The sequence below is a fragment of the Caballeronia humi genome, assembly GCF_001544475.1.
GTDB lineage: Bacteria > Pseudomonadota > Gammaproteobacteria > Burkholderiales > Burkholderiaceae > Caballeronia > Caballeronia humi.
On record NZ_FCNW02000027.1, the window covers coordinates 52,085 to 68,755 of the forward strand.

The 16,671-nt window shown below is 64.7% G+C and carries 16 protein-coding genes; 6 read left to right on the forward strand and 10 right to left on the reverse strand.

All coding sequences use genetic code 11. From position 1 onward, the window contains the following. Positions 1-684, forward strand: a complete 684-nt coding sequence (locus tag AWB65_RS21910; RefSeq protein WP_235007716.1) for an ankyrin repeat domain-containing protein — start codon at positions 1-3, stop codon at positions 682-684. A 31-nt stretch (positions 685-715) separates the two neighbouring features. Here the strand turns inward: AWB65_RS21910 and AWB65_RS21915 are convergent, their stop codons facing one another. The 6 genes from AWB65_RS21915 to AWB65_RS21940 form a co-directional block, all read right to left on the reverse strand. Next, on the reverse strand, positions 716-1,837 hold the full coding sequence (locus tag AWB65_RS21915) for an ABC transporter ATP-binding protein (protein ID WP_087669136.1): 1,122 nt from the start codon (positions 1,835-1,837) through the stop codon (positions 716-718). Between the two features lie 51 nt (positions 1,838-1,888). Next, positions 1,889-2,557: an HAD family hydrolase gene (locus AWB65_RS21920; protein ID WP_087654805.1), complete on the reverse strand. Its 669-nt coding sequence runs from the start codon at positions 2,555-2,557 to the stop codon at positions 1,889-1,891. Positions 2,558-2,621: 64 nt separating this feature from the next. Next, positions 2,622-3,470, reverse strand: a complete 849-nt coding sequence (locus AWB65_RS21925) for a carbohydrate ABC transporter permease (protein ID WP_087654604.1) — start codon at positions 3,468-3,470, stop codon at positions 2,622-2,624. Continuing rightward, complete coding sequence (locus AWB65_RS21930) at positions 3,467-4,402, reverse strand: carbohydrate ABC transporter permease (RefSeq protein ID WP_087669137.1); 936 nt, start codon at positions 4,400-4,402, stop codon at positions 3,467-3,469. Before AWB65_RS21930 ends, AWB65_RS21925 begins: the two co-directional genes overlap by 4 nt. A gap of 91 nt (positions 4,403-4,493) precedes the next feature. Further along, entirely contained in the window at positions 4,494-5,852 is a 1,359-nt protein-coding gene (locus tag AWB65_RS21935; protein ID WP_087669138.1) for an ABC transporter substrate-binding protein, read from the reverse strand. Between the two features lie 218 nt (positions 5,853-6,070). Continuing rightward, positions 6,071-6,844 (reverse strand): L-iditol 2-dehydrogenase, encoded by a 774-nt coding sequence (locus AWB65_RS21940; RefSeq protein WP_087669139.1) that lies wholly within the window; start codon positions 6,842-6,844, stop codon positions 6,071-6,073. Between the two features lie 301 nt (positions 6,845-7,145). On the opposite strand from AWB65_RS21940, the gene AWB65_RS21945 reads away from it, so the two are divergent. Genes AWB65_RS21945 through AWB65_RS21960 form a run of 4 tightly spaced genes read left to right on the forward strand, consistent with a single transcriptional unit; the run spans position 7,146 to position 10,203 of the window. After that, positions 7,146-7,604: a Fur family transcriptional regulator gene (locus tag AWB65_RS21945; RefSeq protein WP_087669140.1), complete on the forward strand. Its 459-nt coding sequence runs from the start codon at positions 7,146-7,148 to the stop codon at positions 7,602-7,604. A 43-nt stretch (positions 7,605-7,647) separates the two neighbouring features. Next, entirely contained in the window at positions 7,648-8,532 is an 885-nt protein-coding gene (locus tag AWB65_RS21950; protein WP_087669141.1) for a metal ABC transporter solute-binding protein, read from the forward strand. Further along, positions 8,529-9,428 (forward strand): metal ABC transporter ATP-binding protein, encoded by a 900-nt coding sequence (locus AWB65_RS21955; RefSeq protein WP_087669142.1) that lies wholly within the window; start codon positions 8,529-8,531, stop codon positions 9,426-9,428. Before AWB65_RS21950 ends, AWB65_RS21955 begins: the two co-directional genes overlap by 4 nt. Then, positions 9,421-10,203, forward strand: a complete 783-nt coding sequence (locus tag AWB65_RS21960; RefSeq protein ID WP_087669143.1) for a metal ABC transporter permease — start codon at positions 9,421-9,423, stop codon at positions 10,201-10,203. Before AWB65_RS21955 ends, AWB65_RS21960 begins: the two co-directional genes overlap by 8 nt. Positions 10,204-10,209: 6 nt before the next feature. On the opposite strand, the gene fghA is transcribed toward AWB65_RS21960, so the two are convergent. The 4 genes from fghA to AWB65_RS21980 form a co-directional block, all read right to left on the reverse strand. Next, entirely contained in the window at positions 10,210-11,058 is an 849-nt protein-coding gene (gene fghA, locus AWB65_RS21965; RefSeq protein WP_087669144.1) for an S-formylglutathione hydrolase, read from the reverse strand. A 14-nt stretch (positions 11,059-11,072) separates the two neighbouring features. After that, complete coding sequence (locus AWB65_RS21970; RefSeq protein WP_087654614.1) at positions 11,073-12,179, reverse strand: S-(hydroxymethyl)glutathione dehydrogenase/class III alcohol dehydrogenase; 1,107 nt, start codon at positions 12,177-12,179, stop codon at positions 11,073-11,075. A gap of 36 nt (positions 12,180-12,215) precedes the next feature. Then, entirely contained in the window at positions 12,216-13,448 is a 1,233-nt protein-coding gene (locus AWB65_RS21975) for an AGE family epimerase/isomerase (RefSeq protein WP_087669145.1), read from the reverse strand. An 80-nt stretch (positions 13,449-13,528) separates the two neighbouring features. Next, positions 13,529-14,941, reverse strand: coding sequence for a xylulokinase (locus AWB65_RS21980; protein ID WP_087669146.1), 1,413 nt, complete (start codon positions 14,939-14,941; stop codon positions 13,529-13,531). 335 nt (positions 14,942-15,276) lie between these two features. Here AWB65_RS21980 and AWB65_RS21985 point away from each other — a divergent pair, with 335 nt between their 5' ends. After that, a complete protein-coding gene (locus AWB65_RS21985; protein ID WP_087669147.1) occupies positions 15,277-16,650 on the forward strand; it encodes a nucleobase:cation symporter-2 family protein in 1,374 nt (457 codons plus the stop codon). Positions 16,651-16,671 lie beyond the last annotated feature (21 nt).

The window sequence follows — 16,671 nt, forward strand, 5'->3', positions numbered from 1 at the left end:
ATGAAGCGCTCGTCCGCCGATGGCCGCATCATGCGGCGACTCACGGGCGCGCAGCGCGCGGCGGCTGCGAGTCGCGCGCTGTTCACGGGCGCGGCGCTTGCCGTCGCCTGCGCGGCGCATGCCGCGCAGGCGGACGCTGCGGGCATGCCGGCACGGACGCCTTTATCGTCCGGGATCACGGATGCGCCGCAAGGCAAGTCGCCCTATGATGCCCAATGGTTCGACGCGGCACGAATGGGACGCCTCGACATCCTTCAGCTATTGATCGACGCCCGTCAGCCACTGGATGGCAAGAACGGCGGCGGTTACACCGCGCTCATGCTGAACGCGTACCACGGCCATCGCGACGCCGTGGCGCTGCTCCTGAAAAATGGCGCCGACGCCTGCGTGGCCGACAGCCGCGGCAACACCGCGCTGATGGGCGCCATCTTCCAGGGTGAACTCGACGCCGCCCGAGCGCTGCTAGCCGCGCCGTGCGACCTGAACTACGCGAACGCGTCAGGGGCGACGGCTATCGTCTTCGCGGTACTGTTCGGCCGTATCGATTTCGTGCCGGAACTTCTGGCCCACGGCGCCGATGTGAATTTCACCGACCCTCGCGGCACCACCGCGCTCAATGTCGCGCAGTCGCAAGGAAATGCACGCGCCGTCGAGGCGCTGAAGCGCTACGGCGCGAAGTACTAACGGGCGCCTGTAGCGACATCAGCGGCAACGCTCAAGCCGCCGACAACACCTCGATGATCTTCCGCTTGAACGCCTGCCCTTCCGCGTTGAACAGATGGCAATGCTCAGGCGTCGCGCCGAGCTTCAGCGTCTCGCCGCGCGCATGCCGCTCCAGCGGCGGAATACGCGCGATCAATCCATCCGGCGCAACCGGCGTCTCGGCGTACAGGTAAGCCGCGTCGCCGAGCGATTCGACTGCCATCGTCGTGCTCGACACGCCGTGCTCGATCGTCGCCGCCGTGCCCGCATGCAGATGCTCGCCCCGAATCCCGACGGTCACCGCATCGCCGACCTTCACCGGCCCCGGCTCGACAGCAACGAGTTGCGTCTCGCCGGTCGCGTACTTCACGAGCACACCGTCGGACATCACCTGCGTGACGGTGCCGTTCAAAAAGTTCATCTTCGGCGACCCGATGAACCCCGCCACGAACTTGTTCGCCGGCGCGTGATAAAGCTGGTTCGGCGTGCCTACCTGCTCGACGTTCCCCGCCGACAGCACGACGATCTTGTCCGCCAGCGTCATCGCTTCGACCTGATCGTGCGTCACGTAGATCATCGTCGTCTTGAGCTCGTCGTGCAGGCGGGCGAATTCGAGGCGCATCTTCACGCGCAGCGCGGCGTCGAGGTTCGAGAGAGGTTCGTCGAAGAGAAACACCTTGGGCTTGCGCGTAATCGCGCGCCCGATCGCCACCCGCTGGCGCTGCCCGCCCGACAACTGTTTCGGCTTGCGGTCCAGCAAGTGATCGATGTGAAGAATCTTCGCCGCCTGCTTGACGGCGGCATCGATTGCGGGCTTTTTCTCGCCCGCGAGCTTCAGGCCGAACGCCATGTTGTCGTAGAGCGTCATGTGCGGATAGAGCGCGTACGACTGGAACACCATCGCGATGCCGCGCTTGGCGGGCGGCAGTTCGTTCACACGCGTGCCGTCGATCATCAGGTCGCCCGCGCTGATGTCCTCGAGGCCCGCGATCATGCGCATCAGCGTCGACTTGCCGCAGCCGCTCGGCCCGACGAACACGACGAACTCGCCGTCGTTGATGTCGAGGTTGACGCTCTTCATCACCTCGGTTTCTTCGTAACGCTTGTTGATGCCACGTAATGTCAGGCTAGCCATGATGTGTCTCCGTGCATCCGGTGCTGGATCGGGCCGATGGCCTTCCAGTCATTAACGAATTTCAAAGGTTGCGCTCTGCAGCCATTCGCCGACGAGCGCGGGCAGCCGCGTCATGTCGTCAAAGACGACGCTTGCGCCCACGCGCCGCAGCGCTTCGATTTGCCCTTCCGTCGCGTGCCCGCCGCCGATGAAGCCGAGCACTGCCATCCCCGCCGCCTTCGCCGCGGTGACGCCGGTCACGCTGTCCTCGACCACGAGGCAGTGTTCCGCCGATACCCGCAGCGTGCGCGCCGCCGCCAGGTACACGTCGGGCGCGGGCTTCGGGTTCGCGACCATGTCGGCGGTGAAGCGCCGTTCGCCGAAGAAGCGCACGAGGCCGGTGCGCTTCAGCACGGTCTCGACGTATGGCGCGAAGCTGTTGCTCGCGCACGCCTTGCGCACGGGAATCGCAGCGAGCGCCTCGGCGATGCCCGCGACCGCCGGCGCCTGCACCGCCGCCGCTTCGACCGCGCGCCGGATCGAGTCGATCTGCGCGGCATCGATGGTGCGGTTGAGGGTTTCCGCCGTGCTGCCAAGCACCGCTTCGATCCGCAAGCCGAGCAGCGGCATCACGACCGGCTCGACATCGACGCCCGGCCACAGCGCATGCAGTTCCTCGATGAGCACGCGCGCCGCGACGGCTTCGCTGTCGATCAGGACGCCGTCGCAGTCGCAGATCATCAGGCGGTCGGCGACGTCGGGCGGGCTCGAGGCGAGGTTCAGGTTGAGGTTCACAAGCATCGCCTCACTTCACCGCGCCGAACGTCAGGCCACGCACGAGCTGCTTCTGCGACAGCCAGCCGACGATCAGGATCGGCGCGACCGCCAGCAGCGACGCCGCCGAGAGCTTCGCCCAGAACAAGCCTTCCGGACTCGAATAAGACGCGATGAACACCGTGAGCGGCGCGGCGTTCGACGACGACAAATTGATGCTCCAGAACGCCTCGTTCCACGAGAGGATCACGAGCAGCAGACCCGTCGATGCGAGCCCCGGCAACGCCATCGGCATCAGCAGGTAGACGATCTCCTGCCAGGTCGACGCGCCGTCGATGCGTCCCGCCTCCAGGATGTCGCGCGGCACTTCGTTGAAGTACGTGAACGCCATCCACACGGCAATCGGCAAGTTGATCAGCGTGTAGACGATGATGAGGCCCGTCACGGTGTCGAGCAGGCCGCTGTTCTTCCACAGCAGGTAGATCGGCACCAGCACGCCGACCGACGGCATCATCTTCGTCGAGAGCATCCACAGCAGCACTTTCTGCGTCTTCTTCGTCGGGAAGAAGGCCATCGCGTAGGCGCACGGCACCGCGAGCAACAGGCAGATCACGGTGACGCCGAGCGAGATCAAGATCGAATTCCACGCGAAGCCGAAGTAGTTGCTGCGCGCGAACACCTCGCGGAAGCTGTCGAGCGTCGGCGTGAAGAAGAGCGACGACGCATACGCCTGCTGCTCGGTCTTGAACGCCGTGATGGTCATCCAGAAGATCGGGAAGAACAGCAGGATCGCGAAGAACCACGCGAAGATGCCGGGCAGGACGCGCTTGACCGTATCGAGGACAGGCACGGACGTGGTGGCGGTAACGGGATGGCTCATGAGTCGTACTCCCCTTTGAGGTTTTTCGCGAGCATCCGCACGAGGAAGAACGCGACGATGTTCGCCAGCACGACCGCGAGAATGCCGCCAGCGGACGCGAGGCCGACGTCGAATTGCTGCAGGCCGAGCGCGTAGATCAGGTACGACAGGTTGGTTGTCGCCGTGCCCGGGCCGCCGCCGGTGGTCGTATAGATTTCCGCGAAGATCGACAGCAGGAAAATGGTTTCCATCATCACCACGACCGCGATCGCGCGCTTCAAATGCGGCAGCGTGATGAAGAAGAACATTGCGAACGGGCCCGCGCCGTCGATGCGCGCCGCTTCCTTCTGCTCCTGGTCGAGCGATTGAATTGCCGTGAAGAGGATCAGGAACGCGAACGGCAGCCACTGCCATGCGACGATCATGATCACCGCGAAGAGCGGATACTCGGCGAACCAGTCGATCGGCTGCATGCCGAGCGCGAGCATGCCCTGCGCGATCAGCCCGTAGACCGGATGCAGGATCATGTTCTTCCAGATGAGCGCGCTGACGGTCGGCATCACGAAGAACGGCGCGATCACCAGAAGCCGCGCGATGCCCTGCCCGATGAACTTGCGGTCGAACAGCACCGCGAGCAGCGTGCCGCCGATCACCGTGATCGCCAGCACGGAGCCGATCAGCGTCAGCGTGTGGCCGATGGACGGGCCGAACGCGGGGTCGGTGGCGAGGAAGTGATAGTTGTCGAGGCCGGCGAAGCCTTTGACATCGGGATTGAGCAGGTTGTAGCGCGAGAACGAATACCAGATCGTCATCGCGAGCGGGATCGCCATCCACAGGAACAGCAGGCCGGTCGACGGGCTGATGAGCCAGCGGACCGACTTCGCGCGGCGCTTGTCGCGCTCCGCGGCGGACTCGGCGTAGTGCTCGGTCAGCGGGGGATTCAGTTGACTCATGATCGTGTCACCTCTCTGAAGCGCGAGCCGCGCCGCGCGCTTCGTTGCCGCGCGGCCCGCTTTGCTGCGATGGGTTACAGCGCCTGCATCCTTACTTTTGATAGCCCGCCTGTTTCACCGCGCGATCGGCGGCGGCATTGCCTGCCTTGAGCGCGGCATCGACGTTGCTCTGCCCTGCAACGACGCCCGCGATCGACTGGCCGACGACCGTGCCGAACGACTGGAACTCGGGAATGCCGACGAACTGGATGCCGCTATACGGCACCTTCTTCAGCGACGAGTCGTTCGGATCGGCGGATTCGATCGCCTTCAGCACGAAGTCGCCGAACGGCGCGGCCTGCTTGTACTCGGGGCGCGCGTAGGTGGATTTACGCGTGCCCGGCGGCACCGACGCCCAGCCTTCGTCCTTGCCGACCATCTCGATGTACTGCTTCGAGGTCGCCCACGTGACGAATTTCTTCGCGGCATCCTGCGACTTCGACGTCTTCGGGATCGCGAGCGACCACGACCACAGCCAGTGCGAGCCCTTCGGTGTCACGGCGACAGGCGCCGCCGCGAAGCCGATCTTGTCGGCCACCTGCGATTGCGCCTTGTTGTAGAGCATGCCGGCCGCGACCGTCGCGTCGATCCACATCGCGCATTTGCCCGAGGACATCAGCGTGAGGTTTTCGTTGAAGCCGTTCGAGCTGGCTCCCGGAGGCCCGTCGCTCTTCAGCAGGTCCGAGTAGAAGCTGACCGCCTTGTGCCACTCCGGCGTGTCGAGTTGCGCCTTCCAGTTCTCGTCGAACCAGCGGCCGCCGAACGTGTTCACGACCGTCGAGACGAACGCCATGTTCTCGCCCCAGCCTGCCTTGCCGCGCAGGCAAATTCCGTACTGGCCTTTTGACTTGTCGGTGAGCTTGTCCGCGAACTGCTTGATCTGGTCGTAGGTCGGCTGGTCGGGCATCTTGAGGCCGGCCGCCTGGAACAGGTCCTTACGGTAATACGTCATCGAGCTTTCGACGTAGAACGGCAGCGCGTACAACTGGCCGTTGTAGGACAGGCCATCGCGAGCGGTCTTCACGACGTCTTCGAGGTCGTAGTCGGCGGGGAGGTTGGTCATCGGGATGAGCCAGCCGCGCTTGCCCCACTGCGGCGCCTCATACGTGCCGATCGCCATCACGTCGAACTGGCCGCTGTTGGTCGTGATGTCGGTCGTGGCGCGCTGGCGCAGCACGTTTTCTTCGAGGATCACCCACTTGAGCTGGATGTCGGGATTCGCCTTCTCGAACGCCGGCGACAGCTTCTTCAACTCGATCATGTCCGGGTTGTTCAGCGTGGCGATCGTGACGGTGGCGGCGCGCGAGGCCACCGGCGCAAGCGCGGCGGCCGCGAACGCGGCAAGGGCTAGCGTGCGCGCAGCCGTCGTGCGGCGCGACTGGACTCGAAGGGTGAGTTGGGCGCGTTTCATGGTTGTTTCGTCTCCTTTTTCGTGAGCACGGCACGCGTGCTGCGGGGCTTGCTGATTGTTGGTGTGACGCGTTTTTGCTTCTCGCATTTGCCTCACCGGCTCCACGCGTCAAGCTCCATGCGTGAATATCGATGAGGGCGACGCCTGCGCCGTTCCAATATAGACGGCGCCGGAAGGCATTCAAGTGACCGTTGTGAAATGACCGGACCCGAGCGGGCTCAGCTCATCCAGTTGCCGCCGTCGACGTTCAACGTCTGCGCGGTGATGTAGTCCGAATCCGCCGATGCCAGGAAGAGCGCCGCGCCTGTCAGGTCGGCGGGCAGACCCATGCGTCCGAGCGGCACTTCCTCGCCCACGAGGCGTTTCTTCTCGCCGAGCGGCCGGTTCTCGTACTTTGCGAAGAGCGCATCGACCTGCTCCCACATCGGTGTATCGACGACGCCCGGCGCGATGCCGTTCACGTTGATGCGCTCCTTTGCAAGCGCGAGCGCCGCCGACTGCGTATAGCTGATGACTGCGGCCTTCGTCGCGCAATAGTGCGAGACGAGCGACTCGCCGCGCCGGCCCGCCTGCGACGCCATGTTGACGATCTTGCCGCCGCGGCCCTGCTCGACCATGCGCTGAGCCACCGCCTGCATCAGGAAGAACATGCCCTTCACGTTGACCGCGTAGAGGCGGTCGTAGACGTCCCAGGACTCGTCGAGGATCGGGCGCATATCGAACAGCGCCGCGTTGTTCAAGAGGATGTCGATGCCGCCGAAGCGCTTGACCGTCGAATCGACGATGCGCTGGATGTCTTCGCGCTTCGTCACGTCTGCGCGCAGAGCCAGCACGCGGTCCGCGGTCGCCGTGTAACGCGCGGCGAGTTCGCCTTCGTCCTTCACATCGACGACGACGACTTTCGCGCCTTCGTCGAGATACCGCTTCGCTACCGCCTCGCCAATGCCGCTCGCGGCGCCAGTGATGATCGCTACCTTGTCTTGCAGTTTCAAGGCTGTCTCCGGGTTCGTTTTCTCGTCTCGCCGCCCTGAGCGAACGCTCTGCATGCGAACAATTGCTCTCTCTTTGATCGAATGATCGGCGACGCGTCGAGCGCTGTCAAGGCGCGTTGCGATCTTTCGATGCTGCGCCGCGCCATGCGGCGCGACTCCGGGAAAACCCCTGCTGGCGCGGCTGACAGCGAAATAGAAGGGAATTGAAATGCGGGCAGCCGAAGAAAATCGGCTGCGCAAAAGGTAGTGATACGTTATATCATCTCGGAAATTTCTGAATCACGAAAACCCGCGAGAAACCATGTCAGCGTCCTACGAACACATGCTGTCCCGCGCCGAAGCGCTTGCCGCCGAACGCGGCATTGCGCTCACGCCGTTGAGGCGCCAGGTCTACGAACTCGTCCTGCGCGCGCAGAAACCGATCGGCGCCTACGACCTGATCGACGCGATGGAGCCGCATCGCGGCGGCCGCGTGCCGCCCACGACGATCTATCGCGCGCTCGACTTTCTGGTCGAGAACGGCTTCGTCCACCGGATCGCCTCGAAGAACGCGTTCTTCGCGTGCTGCGACGTGGGCCAGCCGCACGAGAGCCAGTTCCTCATCTGCGACGAATGCGGCGCGACGCTTGAAATCCCCGGCGACGAACTCGCCTCCACGCTCTCGGCGAGCGCGCCCGCGCACGGCTTCGAGGTGCGCCATCAGGTCGTCGAATTGAGCGGCCTGTGCAGCGAGTGCCAGCACAAACAACGCGACGCCTGAGCCTTCCGACAACGATCCCAAGAACAATCCGGTCGATACGAACATGAAGAACATCCTGATGGCCGCCGCGCTCTTGCTCGGCTTGTGCGGCGCTGCCGTGGCGCAGACGCAAACGCAATCCCAACGCATCGCCGTGGTCGCCGCGGAGAATTTCTACGCCGATGTCGTGAAGCAGTTGGGCGGCGATCGCGTGCAGGTGACGAGCATCCTCAACAATCCCGACGAAGACCCGCACCTCTTCGAAGCCAGCCCGAAGACGGCACGCGCGTTGCAGCACGCGGCGCTCGTCGTCTACAACGGCGCCGACTACGATCCGTGGATGGACAAGCTGCTCGCGGTATCGAAGGGTGAGAAGCGCACGACGATCGTGGTCGCCCAACTCGTCGGCAAGAAGTCCGGCGACAACCCGCACCTCTGGTACGACCCGGCGACGATGCCCGTCGTCGCGAAGGCCGTGAGCCGCTATCTCGTGGAGGCCGACCCCGCGCACAAGAGCGACTACGACGCGCGGCTTGCAACGTTTCTCGCCTCGATGAAGACGATCGACAACCGCGTCGCCGTGCTGAACTCGCACTACAAGGGCGTGCCCGTGACCGCGACCGAGCCGGTCTTCGGCTACATGGCGGACGCGATCGGCTTCGAGATGCGCAACCAGCGCTTCCAGCTCGCCGCGATGAACGAAACCGAACCGAGCGCCGCCGATATCGCCGCGTTCGAAAAAGACCTGCGCGAACGCCGCGTGCACGTGCTGATCTACAACAGCCAGGCGACGGAAGCGCTGACGAAGCGCATGCTCAAGCTATCGCAGGAATGGCGCGTGCCGAGCGTGAGCGTCACGGAGACGCTGCCCGCCGGCAAGACCTACCAGCAATGGATGACTTTCCAGCTCGACGCCCTGTCCGGCGCGCTGCAAGGATGGCAACGATGAGCGGTGCTCCTGACAACGCGATCGAAGTCGAGCACGTCACGCTCGAACTCGGCGGGCGCGCGATCCTCAATCACGCGAGCTTCACCGTGCGCACCGGCGAGTTCATCGGCGTGCTCGGGCCGAACGGCGCGGGCAAGACCACGCTGATGCGCGCGCTGCTCGGGCTTTTACCGCTGTCCGGCGGATCGATCCGCGTGGGCGGCGAGGCGGTCGTGCGCGGCAATCCGTCGATCGGGTATATGCCGCAGATTCGCAGCGGTCTGGCGGGCCGGCGCGTGCGCGGGCGCGATTTCGTCACGATGGCCGCCGACGGTCATCGCTGGGGCGTGCCGCACGCGGGCGCGGCGATTCGCGCGGACGTCGATCGCGTGCTCGATCTCGTCGATGCTCATGCGCTTGCGGCGCGGCCGCTGTCGGAGCTCTCGGGCGGCGAGCGCCAGCGCCTGCTGCTCGCGCAGTGCCTGCTCGGCAACCCGAAAGTGCTGTTGCTGGACGAGCCGCTCATCAGCCTCGATCCGCGTCATCAGACGGGCGTAGTCGATCTCGTGCGGCGCGTGCAGCGCGAGCTCAACATCACCGTGCTGTTTTCTGCGCACGAACTCAACCCGCTGCTCAATTCGCTCGATCGCGTGCTGTATCTCGGCAACGGGCGCGCGGCGCTCGGCACCGTCGATGAAGTGATCACGAAGCCGGTGCTCTCGCAACTCTACGGCTCGCCGATCGACGTGATGCGCGTGAACGGGCGCATCTTCGTGATGTCGGGCGATGTCGAGATCGACAAGCTCGATCACGCGCACGAAGAAGGCGACGACGGGCATGAGCATGAGCACGATCACGGTCATGAGCACGGACACGATCACGCTCACAAGGCCAAAGGAAAGCACACGCATGTTTGAATACGACTTCATGGTGAATGCGTTCGCGGCGTCGGGGATCGTCGCGGTGCTGGCGGGGATCGTCGGGTACTTTCTCGTGCTGCGCGGACAAACCTTCGCCGGTCACGCGCTCTCGCACGTCGGCTTCACCGGCGCGACGGGCGCGGTGCTGGTCGGCGTGTCGCCGCTGTGGGGGATGGTCGGATTCACGCTCGCGGCGGGCGTCGGCATGGGCGCGCTCGGCGAAAAGCTGTCGGGGCGCGATGTCGCGATCGGCGTGATCTTGTCGTTGTCGCTGGGGCTCGGGCTGCTGTTTCTGCACTTCTTCACCGCTTACGCGACGCAAGCGACCGCCCTGCTTTTCGGCAACGTACTCGGCGTGAATCACGAAACGCTCGCGGTGCTGGCAGGCCTCGCGGTGGTCAGTCTCGTCGCGCTCGCGGCGATCATGCGTCCGCTCTTGTTCGCGTCGCTTCAACCCGAACTGGCCGAGGCGAAGGGCGTGTCGCTGCGTTTCGTGTCGGTGCTTTTTTTGTCGATCACCGCGCTCGCCGTCGCCGCGTGCACGCAGATCGTCGGCGTGCTGCTCGTGTTCGCGCTGATGGTCGGACCGGCCGCGGCCGCGCAGAACGTGACGACGCGGCTCTGGACCGGGCTCCTGCTCGCCGCCGTGTTCGCCTTGGGGCAAGCGTGGGCGGGGCTCACGCTCGCCTACTACACCGACTGGCCGACGAGCTTCTGGATCACGATGCTCGCGGCGCTCGTCTATGGCGGAAGTCTGGTGGCGCGCCGGTGAGTTCGCCTACGCGCGCAAAACTCGCGCGTGATGCGCGATGTGCTCGCCTACAAACGTCGAGATGAAGTAATACCCGTGGTCGTAGCCTTCGTGCCGGCGCAGCGTCACCTTTTGCCCGGCTTCGGCGGCGGCCGCTTCGAACACCTCGGGATAAAGCTGCCCGGCGAGAAACTGATCGGCGAGTCCCTGATCGATCAGGATGCCTTCGGCAAAGCGCCCCGCCGACGCGCCCTTCACCAGTTCGCTTGCGTCGTAGTGCTTCCACGCTTCGCGGTCGTCGCCGAGATAGCCTGAGAACGCCTTCACGCCCCACGGACAGCGCGACGGCGCGGCAATCGGCGCGAACGCCGACACCGATCGATAAATATCAGGGTTACGCAGCGCGAGCACGAGCGCGCCGTGGCCGCCCATCGAATGCCCGAAGATGCCGAGCCGATCGCCGTTCACCGGCAGTTCCGCGAGCACCGTTTCGCGCAAATCCTGCGTCACGTACGAATACATCCGATAGTGCTTCGACCATGGCTCCTGCGTCGCATCGACGTAAAAGCCCGCGCCGACGCCAAAGTCCCATGCCGCGCTTTCGTCCGGCGCATTTGCGCCGCGCGGGCTCGTATCCGGCGAAATCAGCGCGATGCCGTGCTCCGCGGCGTAACGCTGCGCGCCGGCCTTGATCGGAAACGTCTCTTCGGTGCAAGTGAGGCCAGCGAGATAGAACAGCGCCGGCACCTTCCCCGACGATGCCGCTTCCGGCAAAAACACCGAAAAGCGCATCGGCAGGCCGATCGACTTCGAGTCGTGCCGATAGGTCCGCTGCACGCCGCCCCACGAGTGATGTTCTTCCACGAGTTCAAGCATCGTCGCCGCCTCCGTTAGTACAGCACGACCGAGCGGATCGACTCGCCCTTCTTCATCAGATCGAAGCCTTCGTTGATGCGTTCGAGCGGCAGATGGTGCGTGATCAGATCGTCGATGTTGATCTTGCCTTCCATGTACCAGTCGACGATTTTCGGAACGTCCGTGCGCCCGCGCGCGCCGCCGAACGCCGAGCCTTTCCACTCGCGGCCCGTGACGAGCTGGAACGGCCGCGTCGAGATTTCCTCGCCTGCCGCCGCCACGCCGATGATGAACGACTGTCCCCAGCCCTTGTGCGTGCATTCGAGCGCCTGCCGCATCAGCTTGACGTTGCCGACGCATTCGAACGAATAGTCGGCGCCGCCATCGGTGAGTTGCACGATGTGATCGACGACGTTCTCGACCTCCTTCGGGTTGATGAAGTGCGTCATGCCGAACTTCTTTGCAAGTTCCACGCGCCCCGGATTGATATCGACGCCGATGATCTTGTCCGCGCCGACCATCTTCGCGCCCTGAATCACGTTGAGCCCGATGCCGCCCAGCCCGAACACGACAACGTTCGCGCCCGCTTCGACCTTCGCCGAATACACGACGGCGCCGACGCCCGTCGTCACGCCGCAGCCGATGTAGCAGATCTTGTCGAACGGCGCATCCTCACGCACTTTCGCGACCGCGATTTCGGGAACCACGATGTAGTTCGAAAACGTCGACGTGCCCATGTAGTGAAAGAGCGGCTTGCCGTCGAGCGAGAAGCGCGAGGTGGCATCGGGCATGAGGCCGCGGCCTTGCGTCGAGCGGATCGCCTGACACAGGTTCGTCTTGCGCGACAGGCAGAACTTGCACTGGCGGCACTCCGGCGTGTAGAGCGGAATGACGTGGTCGCCCTTTTTCAGCGTGCCGACGCCCGGCCCCACGTCGACGATCACGCCCGCGCCTTCGTGCCCGAGGATCGCAGGGAAAATGCCTTCCGGATCGGCGCCCGAGAGTGTGTAGTAGTCGGTGTGGCAGATGCCCGTCGCCTTCACTTCGATCAGCACCTCACCGGCGCGCGGCCCTTCGAGATCGACCTCTTCGATTGTCAGCGGCTTGCCTGCTTCCCATGCGATGGCGGCTTTGGTTTTCATCGTTGCGTTCCTCGTATTCGTGACAGAGTGTTCCGTTCAGCGCGCGACGCTCAACACTTCGTAGCACGCGCCCATCGTGTGATAGTCGACCTTGCCGGCCGGGCTTTTCTCGTCGCTGTACTGGCGGTTGTCGCGCGACAGGATGCGATACCACGCGCCGTACTTGTGATCGACGAAATGCGCCCAGCTATAGGCCCAGAGCCGCTCGTAATCGTTCCAGTAGCGCTGCGCAGCGGCTTCGTCGCCTTCTTTCGACATGCGGTCGGCAAGCAGCGCGGCCGTCGCCAGCGACTCGGCCTGCACCCAGAAATACTTGTCTTCGTCGTAGAAGCGGCCTTCGGGGTCGAAACCGTAGACCATGCCGCCGTGCTCGTCGTCCCATGACAGTTCCAGCGCGCGGTCGAACAGTTCGCGCGCGCGGGTCAAATGCCATGCTTGCCGACGATGCCGGTCCAGGATAAGCAAGAGCTTTGCCCACTCCGTCTGATGCCCGGGCTGAAAGCCCCACGGACGGAAGATATTGCTGCGATCGCCCTTGTTGTACTCCCAGTCGATCGACCAGTCCGGCTTGTAGTGCTCCCACACGAGCCCGCCCGCGAGCGCGGCCTGGCGGTTCACCATGTTGTCGGCGAGGAGCGCGGCGCGGTCGAGATAGCGTGTGTCGTGCGTGGCTTCGTAGGCGGCGAGCAGTGCCTCGCACGCGTGCATGTTGGCGTTCTGTCCGCGATAGTCGGACACTTGCCAGTCGGCGGTCGCTTCGTCCTTGTAGAGGCCGTGGTCCGCGTCCCAGAAGCGGGTTTCGAGCAAATCCCACGTTTCTTCCAGATAGCCGCGCGCTTCCTCGAAGCCCGCTTCCAGCGCCTTCGCATACGCCAGCACGACGAACGCGAGGCCGTAGCAATGATTCGTGGCGTCGGTGACGTCGCGGCCGTTCAGCGTCCACGCGTAGCCGCCCGTCGCGGGATTGCGGTGGAACTCGCGCAGGTACGCGAGGCCGTGCGCGACGCCGCCGCGATATTCGTCGAGGCCGAAGTGCTTGTACGCCATCGCGTAGGTGAATATGAAGCGCGTGCTCGATACGAGATGCCGCGTCTTGCGGTCGTAGACGGAGCCATCTTTCTTGTAGAAGTGGTAGAAGCCGCCCGCCGGGTCCATGCAGTACGGGTGATAGAACGTCATCGTGCGCAGCGCGTGGTCCAGCAGGAATTCGCGCGAGCGAAAATCGGGTGCAGCGGGTGTCGTGGGCGTAGAGGATTCGATGGCGGGCATGGGCAGGGTCGAGGATTTTGTCGCGGACGCCGCGCCCTCAGGACGCGGCCGACAAGTGTAAGCGTTCGTTAAAAAATGCGTTAGAACCAGTCTTGCACGCGGCCGTACAAACCGATGAAACGCGCGTGCCGTTCGTCGAGTGCGGCATCGGGGCGCGGCGTAGCGGCGAGCGTGGCCGTCGGCGCGAGCGAGGCGAGGTCGCCCGCGTGCCAGTGACCGAGCGCGAAGCCGCCGAGGAGCGCCGCGCCGCGCGTCGCGGCGTTCGGGCAATCGACGGCATGCAGTTCCACCTTGAGCGCGTCGGCCAGCAATTGACGCCAGCGCGGATCGATCGAGCCGCCGCCCGCGAGACGCATCGTGCCGATGTTGCCGCCGCTCGCGCGGATCGCGTCGAGCCCGGCGCGCAGCGAAAACGCGACGCCTTCGAACGCCGCGCGCATCAGCGTGCCGCGCGTCTCGCCGAGACCGAGCCCGAGCCAGCCGCCGCGCGCCGACGGATTCATCCACGGCGAGCGCTCGCCGCTCAGATACGGCAGGAACGTCACGCGTTCCGACGATTGCGCCGCGAACGCTTCCTCATAGGCGCGCGGCCATGTATCGAATGCGAGCCAGCCGCGCACGGCTTCGAGCGCCACGCCGACGTTCTGCATCGCCGCCATGCGATACCACTCGTCGGTGGCGGCGCGATACGTATGCAAGCCGGCGACTGACGCCGGCGCCTCGTGCGCCATCACGAGGATCTGGCCGCCGGTGCCGGTCGTGAGGAGCGCGTCGCCGTCTGCGATGAGGCCGCTGCCGAGCGCGGCGCACGGCGTATCGCCCGCGCCGAGCGCCATCACGATGCCCGCCGTAAGCCCGAGCGCGTCCGCCGCTTCCGGCGACAGCGTTCCCGCCGCCGCATACGACGGCGCGAGTTGCGCGAACCACGCGCGCGGCAGGCCGAGCCGTTCTATCAGCGCGTCGTCCCAGAGGCCGGACGGATCGGCGAGCGCGGTTGCGCAGGCATCGGACGGATCGGTCGCGATCTCCCCGCCCAGCTTCGTGCGCAGCCAGTCCTTCGGCTGCAGCGCCCAGCGCGCGCGTGACGCGAGCGCCGCTTCGTTCAGCGCGATCCACCGCAAGAGCGGCCCCGCCATGCCGGGCGCGACGGGATTCACTTGCGGCGACGGCCATGCGTCGAGCAGATCGCGAGCGCGCGTGTCGGGCCACAGCATCGCGGGGCGCAGCGCGCGCCCTTCTTCGTCCGTCAGCACGACGCCGTGCATCTGCCCGGAAAAACCGATCGCGCGCACCGCTTCGCGTTCGTCCGCCGGCAATTTCGACGCCGCCGCGACGAGCGCGCTCCACCATGTATCGACGGATGTCTCGGCCCAGCCGGGATGATCGGTTGCCACCGGATAGGCCGCGTTCGAGAACGCGATCTCGCGTCCGTCCTCATCGACGATGGCGAGTTTCAGCGATGCCGTACCGAGATCGATGCCGAGGAATCGCATGGGAATGGCTGCCGGAAAAAGGTAAGGGAAAACACGAATTCCAGCGGGTTAACCCGCTGTCGCCGCACGAATGATCGAAAAAGGACTATGTCGCCGCACGGATAAACATCATAACGATGCGCACACAATCGTGGCCTTATGCCGCGCGACAAAAATCACGCGATGTGCGCCACGCCGCTTGCAGCAAGGCGCCAGGCGGATCGAAACCGCTTGAGAGACCTATCCCGCATATCGCTTGGCGAACGCGACGTATAGAGCCCCGCAGTCTTGTTGCGCCTATTTAAGCCGCTTACCTTTGAGGCCACACAATCGGAATGAATAGAAGGAGACACGACATGGCATCAACCACCGTACATCCCTGCGACGAGCGGCTACCCGCCGGACAATTGCTCACCCTGGGCATCCAGCACGTCCTCGTGATGTACGCGGGCGCAGTCGCCGTCCCGCTGATCCTCGGCGCCGCGATGAACCTGCCGAAGGACCAGATCGCGTTCCTCATCAGCGCCGATCTCTTCTCGTGCGGCATCGCCACGCTGATCCAGACGCTCGGCCTCTGGATCTTCGGCATTCGCCTGCCGGTGATCATGGGCTGCACGTTCGCCGCCGTCGGCCCGATGGTCGCGATCGGCACGAACCCGAGCCTCGGCATTCTCGACGTGTTCGGCTCGACCATCGCGGCGGGGGTCGTCGGCATCGTGCTCGCGCCGATGATCGGCAAGCTGCTGCGATTCTTCCCGCCGATCGTGACCGGCACCGTGATCGCGGTGATCGGCCTCTCGCTGATGGGCGTCGGCATCAACTGGGCGGCGGGCGGCGTAGGCAATCCGGATTACGGCAATCCCGTGTACCTGCTGCTGTCGCTCGTCGTGCTGATGCTGATCCTCCTGATCAACAAGTTCCTGCGCGGCTTCATCGCGAACATCTCGGTGCTGCTCGGGATGGTCGCGGGCTTCGCGATCGCCGCGGTGCTCGGCCTCGTCAACATGGACGGCGTCGCGCACGCACCGTGGGTCGGCATCGTGCTGCCGTTCCAGTTCGGGCTGCCGCACTTCGACCCGCTCTCGATCGCGACGATGATCATCGTCATGTTCGTCACGTTCATCGAATCGACCGGCATGTTCCTCGCGGTCGGCGATCTGGTGGAGCGTCCGGTCGACCAGAAGGCGCTCGTGCGCGGACTGCGTGTGGACGGGCTCGGCACGCTGATCGGCGGCGTCTTCAACTCGTTTCCGCATACGTCGTTCTCGCAGAACGTCGGCTTGATCGGCGTAACGGGCGTGAAGAGCCGCTTCGTTTGCGCGACGGGCGGCGTGATCCTCGTGCTGCTCGGCCTCTTTCCGAAGATGGCGCAGGTGGTCGCATCGGTGCCGCCGTTCGTGCTCGGCGGCGCGGGCATCGTCATGTTCGGGATGGTCGCGGCGAACGGCATCAAGGTGCTGTCGAAGGTGGATTTTGTTAAGAACCATCACAACCTGTTCATCGTCGCGGTGAGTATTGCGCTCGGGATGGTGCCGGTGGTCGCGCCGAAGTTCTTCTCGCAACTGCCGCACGCCCTCGAACCGATTCTGCACAGCGGGATTCTGCTGGCGTCGGTGACGGCGGTGGTGCTGAACGTGATCTTCAATGGCGTGCGCAAGGAACGCGATGCGCGTCGTGAGATTCGTGAGGCAGGGCATGACTTCGATGGGACGGCGAGCGAAGCGAAGTAAGACGTCGCCGTTTTTGCAAGG